The organism is Actinomycetospora aurantiaca (genome assembly GCF_037401875.1).
Taxonomy (GTDB): domain Bacteria; phylum Actinomycetota; class Actinomycetes; order Mycobacteriales; family Pseudonocardiaceae; genus Actinomycetospora; species Actinomycetospora aurantiaca.
The window spans coordinates 468758-483716 of the sequence record NZ_JBBEGN010000001.1 but is presented as its reverse complement, the minus strand read 5'-3'; the positions used below and the strand labels follow the sequence as shown (position 1 = coordinate 483716).

The 14959-nt window shown below is 75.7% G+C and carries 15 protein-coding genes; 9 read left to right on the top strand and 6 right to left on the bottom strand.

The features are described 5' to 3' along the window. Both WCD74_RS02240 and WCD74_RS02235 read right to left on the bottom strand, forming a co-directional pair. Complete coding sequence (locus tag WCD74_RS02240) at positions 1-369, bottom strand: hypothetical protein (RefSeq protein WP_337693187.1); 369 nt, start codon at positions 367-369, stop codon at positions 1-3. Between the two features lie 73 nt (positions 370-442). Further along, positions 443-1423 carry an ABC transporter substrate-binding protein gene (locus tag WCD74_RS02235; RefSeq protein WP_337693186.1) on the bottom strand — a complete coding sequence of 327 codons (981 nt, stop codon included), beginning with the start codon at positions 1421-1423 and terminating at the stop codon, positions 443-445. 118 nt (positions 1424-1541) lie between these two features. On the opposite strand from WCD74_RS02235, the gene WCD74_RS02230 reads away from it, so the two are divergent. Further along, complete coding sequence (locus tag WCD74_RS02230) at positions 1542-2438, top strand: LysR family transcriptional regulator (RefSeq protein ID WP_337693185.1); 897 nt, start codon at positions 1542-1544, stop codon at positions 2436-2438. Here the strand turns inward: WCD74_RS02230 and WCD74_RS02225 are convergent. From WCD74_RS02225 to WCD74_RS02215, 3 genes are all read right to left on the bottom strand, one after another. Continuing rightward, positions 2411-3058 carry an acetate uptake transporter gene (locus WCD74_RS02225; RefSeq protein ID WP_337693184.1) on the bottom strand — a complete coding sequence of 216 codons (648 nt, stop codon included), beginning with the start codon at positions 3056-3058 and terminating at the stop codon, positions 2411-2413. The genes WCD74_RS02230 and WCD74_RS02225 overlap by 28 nt on opposite strands. Before the next feature lie 54 nt (positions 3059-3112). Then, entirely contained in the window at positions 3113-3835 is a 723-nt protein-coding gene (locus tag WCD74_RS02220) for a hypothetical protein (RefSeq protein ID WP_337693183.1), read from the bottom strand. Positions 3836-3937: 102 nt separating this feature from the next. Then, on the bottom strand, positions 3938-4447 hold the full coding sequence (locus tag WCD74_RS02215; protein WP_337693182.1) for a mycothiol transferase: 510 nt from the start codon (positions 4445-4447) through the stop codon (positions 3938-3940). Positions 4448-4620: 173 nt separating this feature from the next. On the opposite strand from WCD74_RS02215, the gene WCD74_RS02210 reads away from it, so the two are divergent. From WCD74_RS02210 to WCD74_RS02175, 8 genes are read left to right on the top strand one after another with little or no spacing between them, the layout of a single operon-like run. Continuing rightward, the gene (locus WCD74_RS02210) at positions 4621-5598 is read left to right on the top strand and encodes a glycosyltransferase family 2 protein (RefSeq protein WP_337693181.1); all 978 of its coding nucleotides are present in this window, start codon (positions 4621-4623) and stop codon (positions 5596-5598) included. A 5-nt stretch (positions 5599-5603) separates the two neighbouring features. Further along, positions 5604-6578 (top strand): glycosyltransferase family 2 protein, encoded by a 975-nt coding sequence (locus tag WCD74_RS02205; RefSeq protein ID WP_337693180.1) that lies wholly within the window; start codon positions 5604-5606, stop codon positions 6576-6578. Then, on the top strand, positions 6575-7438 hold the full coding sequence (locus WCD74_RS02200) for a glycosyltransferase family 2 protein (RefSeq protein WP_337693179.1): 864 nt from the start codon (positions 6575-6577) through the stop codon (positions 7436-7438). Before WCD74_RS02205 ends, WCD74_RS02200 begins: the two co-directional genes overlap by 4 nt. Next, a complete protein-coding gene (locus tag WCD74_RS02195) occupies positions 7435-9846 on the top strand; it encodes a glycosyltransferase (RefSeq protein ID WP_337693178.1) in 2412 nt (803 codons plus the stop codon). The genes WCD74_RS02200 and WCD74_RS02195 overlap by 4 nt, the downstream gene beginning before the upstream one ends. Continuing rightward, a complete protein-coding gene (locus WCD74_RS02190) occupies positions 9843-10418 on the top strand; it encodes an acyltransferase (protein WP_337693177.1) in 576 nt (191 codons plus the stop codon). Before WCD74_RS02195 ends, WCD74_RS02190 begins: the two co-directional genes overlap by 4 nt. Beyond that, positions 10415-11677, top strand: a complete 1263-nt coding sequence (locus tag WCD74_RS02185; RefSeq protein WP_337693176.1) for a lipopolysaccharide biosynthesis protein — start codon at positions 10415-10417, stop codon at positions 11675-11677. The genes WCD74_RS02190 and WCD74_RS02185 overlap by 4 nt, the downstream gene beginning before the upstream one ends. Then, positions 11674-12702 carry a glycosyltransferase gene (locus tag WCD74_RS02180; protein ID WP_337693175.1) on the top strand — a complete coding sequence of 343 codons (1029 nt, stop codon included), beginning with the start codon at positions 11674-11676 and terminating at the stop codon, positions 12700-12702. Before WCD74_RS02185 ends, WCD74_RS02180 begins: the two co-directional genes overlap by 4 nt. Further along, positions 12699-14489: a hypothetical protein gene (locus WCD74_RS02175; RefSeq protein ID WP_337693174.1), complete on the top strand. Its 1791-nt coding sequence runs from the start codon at positions 12699-12701 to the stop codon at positions 14487-14489. Before WCD74_RS02180 ends, WCD74_RS02175 begins: the two co-directional genes overlap by 4 nt. Here WCD74_RS02175 and WCD74_RS02170 read toward each other — a convergent pair. Then, complete coding sequence (locus WCD74_RS02170; RefSeq protein WP_337693173.1) at positions 14455-14922, bottom strand: MarR family winged helix-turn-helix transcriptional regulator; 468 nt, start codon at positions 14920-14922, stop codon at positions 14455-14457. The genes WCD74_RS02175 and WCD74_RS02170 overlap by 35 nt on opposite strands. Positions 14923-14959 lie beyond the last annotated feature (37 nt).

Sequence of the window (14959 nt, the reverse complement as noted above, 5' to 3'; positions counted from 1 at the left end):
TCAGTCCTCGTCGGCGGGCCCGAACTCCAGGGTCGCCGACCCGTCGCGGACCGACGTGACCCGGTAGGTGATGTCGTCCAGGGTGTTGGAGCCGCCCTCGCCGGAGGTGATCCGCGAGCCTCCGGCGGTGACGGTGACGGTGTCGGTCCCGACGTCGGTGACCGTCACCGACCCCGCGTCGCCGAGGTCGACGACCGTGCCCGGTGTGACGGTGACGGTGCACTGCGCGTCCGGGCAGTCCACGGCGCGGGCAGCGGACTCCGACAGGGCCGGCTCGGCCGGCTCCGTCGGCTCGGCGGCGCACGCGGTCCCGCCGAGGCCGACCAGACCCGTCGTCAGGAACAGTGCGAGACGCGGCAGGACCCCCATGGCGGCGGAGTCTGGCACCGTCGCCCGGACGGGTCGGGCACCGACCCACCCCGACGACCCGTGTGGGTGGCCCTCACGTGTCCAGCAGCTCGGGGGCGACGATGTCCTCGACGGTGTACCGGCGGGACATGCCCTGCTCGTGGTGGTGGCGCAGGAACCCCTCCAGCGCGAACCGGTTGGCCGCGACGCCGTACGGCCACCAGTCGTCGCCGAGCAGCGCGTCGTTGCGCTCCACCAGCGGGTTCAGCCACGGCACCATGACCGGGGTCTCGTAGAGGCGGCGGAACCGCCGGTAGCGCTCGGCGCCGGCCTCCTTGGCGGCGAGGAACGCGGTGTAGAGCGCGCGGGCGAGACCCGGGTGGGCCTCGAGCAGGTCCCGGCGGGCCACCACGGCGTGCATGAACGGGAAGATCCCGGTCCGGGCGTACCAGTCGCGCTCGAGCGGCTCGTAGTCCGGGAACAGCCGGGCGACGTCCGGTGAGCCGTCGAGGAACGGCTGCGGCACGTTGGCCGTGAACAGGGCGTCGATCGCGCCGCGGGCCAGCATCGCGGACAGCGTGTCGTCCGGCGGTGCGAAGGAGACGTCGACGTCGTCGGGGTGCGGGTGGGTGGTGAACTCGAAGCCGCGGGGCAGCGGGGTGTCCAGCCCGCCCACCACCCAGCGGTTCTGCTCGGGCCGGAACCCGTACTCGTCGGCGAGGACGCCCTTCATCCAGGTCCCCGGGTCCTGGCCGTACACGCCGAACTCGCCGATCGTCCTCCCGACCAGGTCGGCGGGCCCGGTGATGCCCGACCCGGCGTGCACGTAGATCGTCGAGTGTCGGAACGCGCGGCACGGGAAGGCGGGGATGACGACGTACGGCGCCCCCTGGTCGAGCGCCCGCAGCAGGAACGTCATCCCGAACTCCGAGACGGCCGTGTCGCCGCGCACGAACTGCGTGAAGACGTCCGGCAGGGTCGCTCCCGTCATCATCGTGGTGTCGACCCCCTCGACGGTCACCGACCCGTCGAACAACGCCTCCGTGGTGTCGTAGCGGAAACTCCCGATCCTCATGGCTGCTCCTCCCCGTTTCCTCCGGTTCGATCGCCTCCCGACGATCGCGCCGGAGCCGGGGGAGCGGCCAACACCGATCCGGTCCGCGTCATACCCGATCGGTATAGCGTCTCCGGGCGTGGAGCTGCGGGCGCTGCGGTATTTCGTCGCCGTCGCCGAGGAACGGCACATCGGCCGGGCCGCCGACCGCCTCCGCATGACGCAGCCGCCGCTCAGCCGCGCCATGCACCGGCTGGAGGCCGACCTCGGCGCGACCCTGTTCGACCGCACGCCCGCCGGCGTGGAGCTGACCGAGGCCGGGCGGATCGCCTACGAGGACGCCCGCGTGCTGCTCGAGCACGCGGACCGGCTCGAGGCCCGGGTGCGGTCGACCGCCGGGCGCTCGACGCTCGCGGTCGGGTCGCTCGCGGACACCGCGGAACTCGTGGGCGGGCGGATCGTGCCGGCGTTCCGGGAGGCGCACCCGCACGTGGCGGTGCGCGTGCACGAGTCCGATCTGGGCGACCCGAGCGCGGGGCTGCGCGCCGGCCTGGTCGACGTCGCCCTGACCCGGCTGCCGTTCACCGACACCGGGTTGCGCACGCACGTCCTGCGCACCGAGCCGGTCGGGATCGTGGTGCGCGACGACGACCCGCTGGCCGGCGAGTCCGCCGTGCGCCTGGCGGAGCTGCCGGGCCGTCGGTGGGTGCGGCTGCCGCCGGACACGGACCGGGTCTGGACCGACTACTGGACCGCGCCCGCGCTGCCGGACGACCACCAGACGCCGGTCCGGACGATCCAGGAGTGCCTGCAGGCCGTGCTGTGGAACGGCATGTCCGCGCTGGCCCCGCTGGACCAGGTGATCCCCGCCGGGCTCGTCACCGTGCCCGTCGCGGACCGGCCCCCGAGCGGGCTGGTCCTCGCCTGGCCGGCCGCGGGCCCGTCACCGCTCGTGCGCTCGTTCGTCCGCCTCGCGGCGGCGACGTACCGCCGCCGCGAGGCCAGGGGTCACCGGGGCGCCGTGGGGAGGACCTGACGGCCCCAGGTGGCGTTGGTGACGACGGCGAACGAGGCGTACCAGGCCGCGAGCGCGGTGAGGATGCCGACGTAGCCGCCGACCGTCGCGATCGCGTCGGCCCCGGTCAGGTCGCCGACCGCCAGGAGCAGGAACGTCAGGAACAGCCCGGCGAACACCGCGATCAGCGCGCCGGTGGTGCGCAGCGACGCGATCAGCATGTAGCCGGTGAAGACCGCCCACCCGACCAGGAACAGGCCGGTCGCGGTGGTGTGCTGCGCCTCGGGCAGGGCGGGCTCGACGAACTGCACGTAGGCCGCGAACGCGAGCCAGAACGAGCCGTAGCTGACGAACGCCGTGGCGCCGAAGGTGTTGGCCTTGCGGAACTCCCACATCCCGGCGAGCAGCTGGGCGAGGCCGCCGTAGAACAGCGCGAGCGGGAGGACGGTCGTCTCCAGCGCCTCGGGGGCCAGGCCGGCGTTGAACAGGCTCAGCAGGAACGTGGTCAGCGCAAAGGCCGCCAGTCCGAGTGGGCCGGGATCGGCGATGCCGCGCGTCGGGTCCGGGGCGGCGGCCTCGCTCGCGGGCTCACTCACTCCTGTGGTGCGGGTGGTCGGGCGGCTCTCACTGGTCGTGGACATCGGTGTCCCTCCCCGTTGCGGATCGTGCCCGCGAGTGCCCGACCGGGTGTCGCCTCAATCACTCCACGGGATCGGCATCCGGGTGATCGTTGGCATCCGGAACGATGCTTGGGCACGACACACACCGACCGGCAGCAGGGCGGCGAGCGCGACCAGCGCCGGCAGCGGGTCGACGCCCGCACCGACCGCCAGGACCGTGACCAGCACGGACATCGACGCGGCCGCGGCCACCAGGCTCCCGGGCGCCGTGCGGGACCGGCAGGCGCCCCCCGCCACGCCCGCCGTCACGAGCGCGACCACGCCCGGCGTCGCGACGACCGCGCCCGCGAGCGGTACGAGGGCCAGCGTGGCCAGGCCGGACGCGCCGAGCAGCAGGGCCGCCCCGGCCGTCACGGCGTGCTCCAGGGCCGGGCGGACGACGGCACGCGTACGGAGGGTGACGACGACGGCGATCAGGACCGCGCCGGCGGCCACCGGCCCCGCTCCGCCCGGGACGCCGGGTCCGACGAGCCCGGCCGCGGCGGCCCCGACGGCGACCGCGGCCGCGAGCACCGCCAGCGCGGGGCCGTGCTCGTGGCCGATGACCAGGGCGCCGGCCGCGAGGGTCAGCAGCGCCGGCACGGCCAGGGCGGCGATCCCGACGACGAGCGCGAGCGCACCCGCCGTCGGGACGGCCAGCAGCGCGAGGGCGGCGGTGCCCAGCACGAGCAGCGCTGCGACGAGCGACCACGCCGCGAGCAGCGCGGCGACCACGCCGGCACACCGGGCGACCAGCATCGACGACCTCCGGGAGAGTGGGATTCCCCCGGAGCATCGGCGGTGCGGCCGTTCGGGTGACGCGCGCGGGCACGATTCACCCGGACGTGCTGTAGGTGGTTGTCAGGCCCGGCGGGCGATCCCCGCGACGAACGCCGCCTGGCCCGCGTGCTGGATGTCGTCGTCGACGACGCTGATGATCCGCACGCCCCGGGTGACCGGCGGGTCCCACGCGTCGTCGATGACCTCGTCCAGGTCGGCGTCGGAGAGCGTGCGCAGGTAGGCCAGCGTGCGCTCGTGGACGGCGTCGTAGTAGCCGGTGAGCAGGGCCGGGTCGGTGACGTGCACGGCGTCGACCTGCTCGCGGGTGTGGCCGTAGCCGATCGAGGTCGGGTCGAGGTCGAACCCGAACCGCCCGGCCCAGCCGAGCGCGGTGTAGGCCTGCTCGCTCCCGGCGAGCTCGGCGAGGTGGTCGTCCTGCACCCGGATGAGGTGCCAGACCAGCCAGCCGACCGGGTTGGCGTCGGGGTCGAGTCGCAGGTTCAGGGCGCGCTCGTCCAGACCCTCCACCGCGCGGTGCACGTCGGAGCGGACCCGGCTGAAGGCGTCGGCGAGGACGTCGGAGCTGTTCACGGGCGGCGGAGTACCCGGTAGCCGCGCCGCGCACCGTGACGTGATCGTGACGCGCCGTCATCAGATGGGGCGCTAACGGTCTCGGGGACCTCCTCGACAGCCCGTTCAGAGTAGTCAACTAGGCCGGTCGACGACGACGTCGCGAGTAGCCGCAGGGGCAGGGGGACAGCGACGTGGGACGAGACGTGGTGCGTGCCCGCCGCGGGAAGTCACGGGCGGACGCACGCGGGCTGCACGCGGTGCCGGCGGACCCGGTGTTTCTCGAGGCGCCGCGGGCGTGCACGGGACGGGTGTTCTCCGGCAGCGCGCCGGTGCGGCTCTCCGTGCTCATGCCCGTCTTCGACGAGGAGCGCACGATCGCGGAGTCGGTCCGCTCGGTGCTCACGCAGAGCTACCCGTGCGAGGTGGAGCTGGTCGTCGTCGACGACGGCAGCACCGACCGCACCCCGGTCGAGCTGGCCGCCGCGGTGCGCGAGCACGCCGCCCGCGAGGAGACCGCCCGGGCCGAGGGTCGCCCGATCGGCGCCCGCCTGCGCGTGCTGACCCACGCCCGCAACGCCGGCAAGGGCGCCGCCCTCTCGACTGCGGCCGCGGTCGCCCGCGGCACCCACCTGCTGCCGTTCGACGCCGACCTGGAGTACTGCGTCGACGACATCCCCCGGCTGCTCGAGCCGGTGATCCGCGGGCGCTGCGACGTCGTCTACGGCACCCGGCTCTTCGGGGCGAACACCGTCTACCACAGCTACCACTACGCGCTGGGCAACAAGTTCACGACCTTCGCCGCCAACGTCCTGTTCAACGCCGCCCTCACCGACCTGCACACCTGCCTCAAGCTCGTCCCGACGGCGTTGTTCCGCCAGTTCACCCCGCGCTCGCGCGGCTTCGCCCTGGACACCGAACTCACCGCCTGGCTGCTGGGCCACGGCGTGCGGCCGTTCGAGGTGCCGGTCAGCTACTACGGCCGCAGCCACTCGATGGGCAAGAAGATCACCTGGCGGGACGGCGTCGCGTGTCTGCGCACCCTCGGCCGCGTCCGCTTCGAGCGGCGTCCGCCGCTGGTGATCGAGCGCGAGACGCCGGTGACGCCGGTGGTCCCCGTGGTCCCCGTCGTCCCGGCGCCGCGCGTGGCCGACGCGCCGGCGGTGCCGTGAGCGCCGTGAGCCCCGTGACCGTGGTGGTGTGCAGCCGCGACGGTGCCCGCGGGATCGTCGCCTGCCTCGACGCGCTGGAGGCGCAGGAGCTCCCGCCGGCGGCCGTGGTCGTCGTCGACGACGGCTCCACCGACGCCACCGCCGAACTCGCCGTCCGGCACCCGCTGCGCCCCGTTGTCGTACGGCACGAGGTCAACCGCGGCCTGGGGGCCGCCCGCACCACCGGGATCGCCCGCGTGGCCACCGACCTCGTCGCCTTCACCGACGACGACTGCCGCCCCGGTCCCGGCTGGCTCGCCGGCCTGGTCGCCGCCCTGCCCCCGGACGCGGTCGCGGTGGGCGGGTCCGTGCACGCGGCCTCGACCGACACCGCGGCCCGCCGGTACGCCGACGCGACCCGCCCGCTCGCGCCGGTCGAGGAGGCGACGACGCGGTCGTCGCCCTGGGCACGACTCGCCGGGTACGTGCGCGCCGCGCGCCGCGCCCCGATCGATGGCGCCCCGCGCCCGGTCGCCTCGCTCGTGGGGGCCAGCATGCTGGTGCGGCGCTCCGCGCTGGCGGCGGTCGGCGGGTTCGACCCGGCCATCCGGTTCGGCGGCGACGAGGAGGACCTCTGCCGGCGGCTGCGCGCCGAGTTCGGGCCGGCCGCGGTCCGCTTCGCGCCGGACGTCGTCCTGCACCACGAGTTCGACCCGCACCTGCGCGACGTGCTGCGCCGCGCCCGGGCGTACGGGCGCGGGAACGCGCGGACGTTCCGGGCCTCGGGCTCGCGGGTCCCGCCGGTGCGGCCGTTCCCGCTGCTCCTGGGCGCCTGCCTGCTCGCGGGGCTGCGGTGGCCGGCGGCGCTCGTCACGGGCCTCGTCGCCCCGGTGCTGCTCTACCCGCCGTCGCGCTTCGGCGGCCGGGTGCCGTTCTCCTACGTCGCGGCCGCCGAGGACGCGGCGACGTTCGCGGGCTTCCTGCAGGGGAGCCGGCGATGAGCATCTCCGTCGTGATCGTGTCCAAGGACGAGCCGGCGCTCGCCGGGACGCTGGCCGCGCTCGTCTCCGACCCGGAGCTCGACGTCGTCGTCGTGGACGCCTCCGCCGGTCGATTGGACGGCATCCGCGACGGGTTCCCCGCCGTGCGGTGGTTCGCCTACACGCCGCCCCCGGGGGTCCGGACCTCCATCGCCCACCAGCGCAACGTCGGCGTCGCCGTCGCGCGCGGGGACGTCGTGGTGTTCACCGACGCCGGGTGCGTGCCGCAGCCGGGTTGGCTCGCGCGCCTGGTCGCCCCGATCCTCGCGGGGGAGGACACGGTCGCGTGCGGGCCCGCCGTCGGGACGGACGTCGACCTGTACGGCGGGGTCGCCCAGCGCGGCACCGGCCGCTACGTCGACGACGCCCCGACGATCAACCTGGCCTTCCGGCGCACGGCGTGGGAGGAGGTCGGCGGGTTCGACGAGCGGTTCGCCTACGGCTCGGACGTCGACTTCACCTGGCGGCTCGCCGCCGCCGGACACCGCGCCCGGAACGTCCCCGACGCCGTCGTCACGCACGACTGGGGCGGCGCGCGGCGCCAGCTGCGCCGCGCCCACGCCTACGGCCGCGCCCGCGTCCGGCTCTACGGCAAGCACCGCGACCGGCTGCGCGGGGTGCTGCGCCGCGACCCGGTGCCGGTGGCCTACGCGCTGTTCCTGGTCGGGCTGCCCCTGGCGCTCCGGTGGCCCGCCTACGTGGTCCTGCTGGCCGTGCCGCTGCTCCGGAACCGCAGCCGGCGTCCCCTGCTCACCGTCGCCGACCACCTCGCCTACGGCGCCGGGGTGCTCCGCGAACTGCCCCGCGAGGTGACCCGGTGAAGGTGCTCGCCCTGCCCCGCGACCCCGGGCCGTTCCAGCCCGGCCTCTACGGGCCGATGGCCGACCGGCACGAGGTCCGGTACGTGTCCGGGCCGACGTCCTCGCACACGCTGGACGTCCTGCTGGTGCCGGTGCTGCTGGTCGCGGGCCGGTGCTGGGGCGCGCGGGTGCTGCACGTGCACTGGACGTTCGGCTTCGTGCCGGCCTGGGCGTCCGGACGGCGGGTCGCGCGGGTCTTCCGGGCGTGGTTCGGGGGCTGCCTGCGGCTGGCCCGCCTGCTGGGCCTGCGGGTGCTGTGGACCGCGCACAACACCCTGCCGCACGCCCCGGTCTTCGACGACGACGAGGCCGCGCGCCGCACGCTCGTCGCGGCCTGCTCGGCGATCGTCGCGCCGACCGCCGCCGGTGCCGCCGAGCTGGAGCGCTTCGGCCCGCGCTGCCCGGTGCACGTCGTCCCGCTCGCCGCCCTCCCGGCGCCCGACCCGGTGCGCCCGGCCGCCGCGGTCCGGGCCGCCTACGACGTGCCCGACGACGCGGTGCTCCTCGCCTTCGTCGGGAAGGTGGAGGCCTACAAGGGCGTCACCGACCTGCTGGACGCCCTGCCGGGGCTGCCGTCGGTCGTGCTCGTCGTCGCGGGGGAGTGCCGGGACGCGTCGCTGGCGTCGCGCCTCGCGTCCCCGGATGTCAGCACTGCGGCCATGCTGACACTGGACGGCACAAGAGCCGCAACGTCGATCGCGGTTCGCCTGGACCTACGCCGGCTCGACGACCTCGAGCTCGCCGAACTCCTCGCGGCCGCGGACGGGGTCGTGCTGCCGTTCCGGTCGGTGACGACGAGCGCCTCGGTGCTGACCGCCATGGCCGCCGGCGCCGCCTGCCTGGTCCCCGACCTCCCCGCGTTCGCCGACCTCCCCGACGGCGCCCTCCTGCGCTACGCCCCCGGCCGCACCGACGCCGAGCGGGTCGCCGCGCTGGCCGGGGGACTCCGCACCCTCGTCGGCGGTGGCGCCCGGCTCCGCGCGGCGGTCGGCTCCCGGGCCGCCCTGGTCGCCGCCGGCCGGGACCCGCAGCGGATCGCCGACCGCTACGCCGACCTGATCGACACCCTCGCCGACCGTGCGACCGGCGCCTCTCTGACGTCAGGTGTCGGCGATGGACCAGTGCTGACACCGAGCGCCCCCGGCGCCCGGGTCGTCCTGCTCACCCCGTGGGCGCCCGCCGAGGACGGCCTCGCCCGCCACAGCGCCGACCTCGCCGCCGCACTGGCCGCCCCATCAGCCGCCGCGCCCGGCGTCGCCGGCACCGCCGTCGTCACCACCTCGCCCGGCCCCGCCGACGCCACGACCACCCGGCTCCCCGGACTCGTGACGCCCGGCCGGATCGCCGCCGCCGTCCGCGCCCACGAGCCCGCCGCGGTGCACCTGCAGTTCACGGTCCCGGCCTGGGGCGCAGCCACCCCGGCGCTGGTCGCAGCATTGCGCCGGCTCCGCCGCGAGGGGACGCGCACCGTCGTGACGCTCCACGAGGTCACCCGCGAGCTCGCGCTGCTCGGCCCGGTGGCCCGCCGGCTCTACCGCGCGCTGGCCGCCGCGGCAGACGTCCTGGTGGTCCACACTCCGGCCGCGCTCGAGGGCCTGGCCACCTGCGGCGTCGACCTCGAGCGGGTCACCGTCGTGCCGCACGGCGCTTTCGGCAGCGCGACCACCAGCGCACCGACCCTCGGTGCCCGCGAGGAGACCACCGTGCTGTGCTTCGGCTACCTCCACCCCGACAAGGGCCTCGAGCGGGCGATCGACGCGGTCGCCGCGCTGGACGACCTCCCCGGCGCCCGCCTCGTCGTCGCCGGCGCCGTGCGCCCCCGCCGCGGCGTGTTCCGCGCCTTCGGCCCCCGCGACCACCGGTACGCCGCCGAGCTCCGCCGCCGCGCCCTCGGCAGGAACGTCACCTTCACCGGCGCGGTCGACGACCCGACCCTGGACCACCTCCTCGCCACCGCCGCCGTCGTCGTGCTGCCCTACCGCACCGCCACCCAGAGCGGCGTGCTCAACCGCGCCGTGGCCGCCGGCGCCGCCGTCGTCGCCACCGACCTCCCCGGCCTGCGCGCCGACCTCCCGCCCTCCGCGGTCACCGTGCCCGCCGCCGACCCCGACACCACCCCCGCTCTCGCCGCCGCCCTGTCCGCCCTGCTCGCCGACCCCGCCCGCCTCGCCCGGCTCCGCGCCGACGTCGCCCGCACCCGCGCCGAGCACGCCCCCGAGCGCCTCGCCGCCGCCCTGCTGGATCTCTACCAGCGACCCCCGACAGCCATCCCGGGACCGCGCGCCGCCACCGACACCTCCACCGACACCTCCGCCGACACCGCCGCCGACACCACCGCCGACCCCACCCCGGCCGGAGCCCTCCGATGAGCCGCCCCCGCAACCCGGCCGGCCTCGCGGTCCTCGCCGCCCGCTCCGCGGCCTGCACCGCCGTCCTGCGCGCCCGCGGCGTCCGCACGAGCGGGCTCGTCCGCTGCGACGGCCTGCTCCCGGCCCTGCACACCGGCGGCACCGTCGTCCTCGGGGCCGAGCTCTCCCTCCGCGCCGTCACGGGCCGGATCGAGCTCGGCGCCCACCCCGGCGGCACCCTGACGATCGGCGACCGCGTGTTCGTCAACCAGGGCGCGAGCCTCGTCGCGACGACGGGCATCGAGATCGGCGACGACGTCCACGTCGGCGACCTCGTCGGTGTCGCCGACACCGACCACCACGCCGTCGACCACCTGGCCGCGGTCCGCACCGCTCCGGTCGTCGTCGAGCACCACGCCTGGATCGGCCGCGCCGCGACCCTGCTGCCCGGTGCCCACGTCGGGGCGCACGCCGTGATCGGGGCCGGGGCGGTCGTCACCGGGGTGATCCCGCCCGGGGTCCTCGCGGTCGGCGTCCCCGCCCGACCGGTCCGCGACCTCGCCCCCGCACCCCTCGGATGGAGGCGCGCATGACCACCGCGACCCCGACCCGCCTGACCCGTATCCGCCACGTCGCCCGCGAGAGCTTCGTCCGCAACTCCGCGCTGCTGATGGCGAACTACGTCATCTCCGGGCTGCTCGGCTTCGCGTTCTGGGCGCTCGCGGCGCGGATGCTGCCCGCGGACACGGTCGGGACCGTCTCCGCGCTCGTCGCCGGACTCGGCTTCGCCGCCGCCGCCGCCGGCGTCGGCATGCCGAACACCGTCGTGCGCTTCCTGCACGCCGAGCCCGACCAGCGGTCCTTCGTCCTCGCCGCGGTCGGTCTCGTGGGCGCGACCAGCCTCGTCGTCGCGACCGCCATCGTGACGGTCCCCGGCGGACTCGGTCTCCCGCTCGGCCCGACCTCCCGGCTGCTCGTCGTCGCGCTCGTCGTCGCGATGGCGGTCGGGCCGGTGGTCGACGCCGTCATCGTGGGCTTCCGGGTCACCGGCAGCATCGTCGTCAAGAACGCCCTCGCCGGCGCCGTGCGCATCGCCGCGCTGCCGCTGCTCGCGCTCGCCGGCGTCGACCAGCACGACGGGCTGATGTGGGCGCTGCTCGTCTCCACCGCGCTGGCGGCCGTCATCTCGTTCACCGTCGGTCTGCGGCAGACCCGATCCCTTCCCGACGACGAGCGGGCGCGGCACCCGTTCGCGGCCCTCGCCGGGAAGATCACGTTCTCCGGCGGCAACTACGCCTCGATGCTCGTCTCGATCGCGCCGCTCGCGTTCACCCCGATCGTCGCGGTCGCCCTGCTCGGCCCCGCCGCCGGCGCGTTCACGACCGCGGCGCTGCTGCTCGTCTCGGCGCTCAACGCGATCCCGACGACGATCTCGCAGTCCCTGTTCGCGGAGCTCTCGACGAAGGTGCACGACACCCGGGTGATCGTGCGCCGCGCCCTGCGCGGGACGTACACGCTGGTCGCACCCGCCGTCGGGATCGTCGTCGTGATCGCGCCCTTCGTCCTGGCGGTGTTCGGGCCGGAGTACACCGCGGCCACGTGGTGCCTGCGGCTCATGGCGCTCGGCAGCCTGCTGGGCGCCTTCAACTACGTCGCCGACGTCGTCATCAACGCCGCAGGCCGCATCGTCGCGTTCACCGCGGTCAACACCGTCGGCTCCGCAGTGGTGCTCGCCGCGACCGTCGTGGGCGCGACCCACTCGCTCACCGGCCTCGGCCTCGGCTGGCTCGTCGGCCAGGGCTGCTACTCGCTGCTCGCCGGTGCCGCACTGCTGTCCGGGAGGACCTCATGACCACCCTGTCCGTCGTCATGGCGACCTTCCGCGGCGCGCGGTGGCTGCCCGAACAGCTCGCGAGCATCGCGCGCCAGACCCGGCGTCCGGACGAGCTGGTGGTCTCCGACGACGGGTCCGACGACGCCACGCCGGCCGTCCTCGCCGACTTCGCCCGGTGGGCGCCGTTCCCGGTGCGGATCCTCGACGGCCCGCGTGCGGGGCTCGCGGACAACTTCCGGCACGCCCTGGAGGCGTCCCGCGGCGACGTGATCGCGTGGTCCGACCAGGACGACATCTGGCTGCCCGCGAAGCTCGAGCGGTGCCTGGACACCCTCGCCGGGACCGGGGCCGACCTCGTGCACCACGCCGCCCGCGTCGTCGACGCCGACGCCGAGTCGCTCGGGTTCAACCACCCCGACCCGCGCCGCACGATCTGCCTGGACCCGCTCCAGGGCGACCCCTGGCACGTGGCGTCCGGCTTCGCGACCGTCTTCCGCCGCCGCCTCCTCGACGACCTCCGCCACGGGCGCGGGCTGGACCGGGTCGCCTGGGACACCCGGCCGAACTCCCACCAGACGCTGCGCGCGATGCACCACGACCACGTCGTCGCCCTGATCGCCTTCGCCCGCGGCCGGCGCTGCGAGCTCGCCGAGGAGCTCGCGCTGTACCGCCAGCACGGCGCCAACGCGGCGGGCGCGCCGACCGTCCGCGGCGCGGCCGCCTGGTGGGGCGCGCTGTCGATCGGCGCGGACGAGTTCGCGATCCGGGCGGACGCGGCGCGCGGGTACGGGGTGTGGCTGCAGTCGATCGGGGTCTCCTCCGGCGGCTACTTCGAGCGGCTCGCCCGGCGCTGGGACCGCCGGGCGGAGACCTACCGCGACACCGACGGCGCCACCCTCGGGGTGCGGGTGACCCGGGGGCTCGGCGTCCTGGCCCGCCGGGCCACCGGCGACCACGACTACGCCGCCACCGACCGCGGCGGCATGGGCGTCGCCGCGCTGGCGAAGGACGCCCTCGCCACCGTGATCGGGACGCAGGCATGAGCACCCTCGAGGCCACTCCGCCGACCGCGGTCCACCGCCGGCCCGCCCGCGGCGTCCCGTGGTGGGTGGAGGCGCTCGGACTGCTGCTCGCCCCGGGGATCGTCGCGGTGCTCCTGCGCCTGACGCCGATGTCGGTCGGCCTGCAGACCCGGTGGACGATGGTCGACCCGAACTTCTCCACCGCCTACGCCCGCCACGGCGCGGACCTCATCGAGCGCTTCGGCACCGCGGACTACTTCTGGGTGCGGGTCGGGCAGATCCTCCCGGCGCACCTGGCGCAGCTCGCGTTCGGCGACGTCGGCGGCTTCGTCGTCCTGCGCTACGCCTTCGCGCTGCTCGCGACGGTGCCCGTCTACCTCTGGCTGCGCCGCCGCTCGCTGTCGGCCGGGGCGCTCGCCGTCGTGGTCATCCTGACCTCACCCGTCGTCGCGATGGCCTGGGGCTCGGACTATCCCGACGGCGCCGCCCTCGCCTACCTGCTCGCCGGCCTGCCCCTGCTGGTGTTCCCGACGACGGGTGCGCGGCGCCTGGTGGCGCGGGGCCTGGCCGGGGTGTTCCTCGGCCTCGCGGTGCACGCGCACCCGGCGGCGTTCCCGCTGGTGGCCGCCGCGCTGCTCGCGGTCCTGGTCAGCGGGTGGTCCCGGCACGCGGGCGTGCGCCGGGCGCGGACGCGGCGGGTGGTCGTCGAGCTCGCGGCGGTCGTGCTCGGGATCGTGGCGGCGACCGGGCTCGCGGTACTCGGCGCGCTGCTCGTGTACGGGCGCGCGGACCTGTTCGGGCCCACGGTCGACCAGCTGCTCCGCCTGCAGCGGCCCGACCAGATCCGGCTGTGGCACTCCACGACCTGGGCCTGGGCGCAGCGCGCGACCTACCTGCTGGTGCCACCCGCCGTCGTGATCGCGTGGGCCTGGCGGTGTGCGCGGCGGCGGCGCCGGACGGGGGAGTGGCCCCCGCGCGGGGACGCGGTCGTCGTGCTGGGCAGCGGTCTGGGTCTCCTCGCGTTCCTGGCGATCCAGGCGTCCAGCGGGTTCACGCTGGAGTACTACTTCTACTCGTCGCTGCTCTGGGCGGGCGCGTGCCTGACGACGGCGCTGCTGCTCTCGGCGGTGTCGTCGTCCTGGTGGCCGGTCGTGGCGGTACTGGGGCTCGCGGTGCTGCAGTCCTGGACGGGGTCGCCTCGGTTCGGGGTGGTCCCCGTGGGGCTGGCCGTGGCGGTGGTGGTCGTGGTGGCGGCCGTCGTGGCCGGTGGTCCCCGACGGCGGGCCGCGTCCGTCCTCGTCGTGACGGTCGGCCTCGTGCTGCTGACCACCGGCCAGCCGAGCACCGCCTACGCTCCCGGGCAGGTGCGCTACCCGCTCGCGGACTACGGGGCGGTCGGCGGTCATCCGGACCGGTCGGCGGTGACGGCCTACTCGACGATGGCCTCGGTGGTCGACGTCGTCCCGCGGGCCCCGGTCCGGGCGCTGACCTGGGTGGAGCCGCCGGCCGCGGGCTCCCTGCCCGACGAGGTGCCGTCGCGCGCCGCGGCCCAGTACCTCGGGCCGGTGCACGGCCTGTCGTCGTCGATGCCGGCGCTCTCGGCTGCGGACCGGAAGAAGCTGGACGCCGCTCCGGGTGCGCAGGTGATCCTGCTCGGGTCCCGCGGCACGACCTTCGCGGCGGCCCGGGCGGCGTTGGCCCCGTGGTCGCCGAGCGTGGAGACGGAGGCCGTGGTGGACGGGACCCTGCACGTGGAGGTGCTGCGACTCGGGGCTACCGCCGGGGCGCCCGCGACATCGCCCCGGTGAGGCGGTCCAGCAGGTCCCGGGCGAGGGCCTGCTCGGACTCCGACAGCGAGCGGCAGACCGCGTCGATCTCCTCGATGGCGGGGAGCCATGCCTGCCGCGTCGACGCCCGGCCGGTCTCCGTGTCGGTGACCCGGACGCGTCGGCGGTCGTCGGGATCGCGGACGCGTTCGACGTGTCCGCTGCGCTCCAGCCGGTCGACCAGCATCGTGGTCGCGGGGGACGAGACGCCCAGCCGGCCGGCGAGCTCGACGACGCCCATCGGGCCGTGCTCGCTGAGCAGCAGGATCGCCGTCATGTCGCCGACGTTCATCGCCATGTCCCGGGCGGTGCGGACCGTCAGGTCCTGGGAGGCGCTGATGAGGCGACGGACCGCCAGCGTCGTGTCGGTCAGCGCCTCGAGTCCGGGTTCCCGGCGGATCGCCTCGTCGCTCATCCTCACGTCCTCAGGTCGTTAAGTTCCTTACCGACCG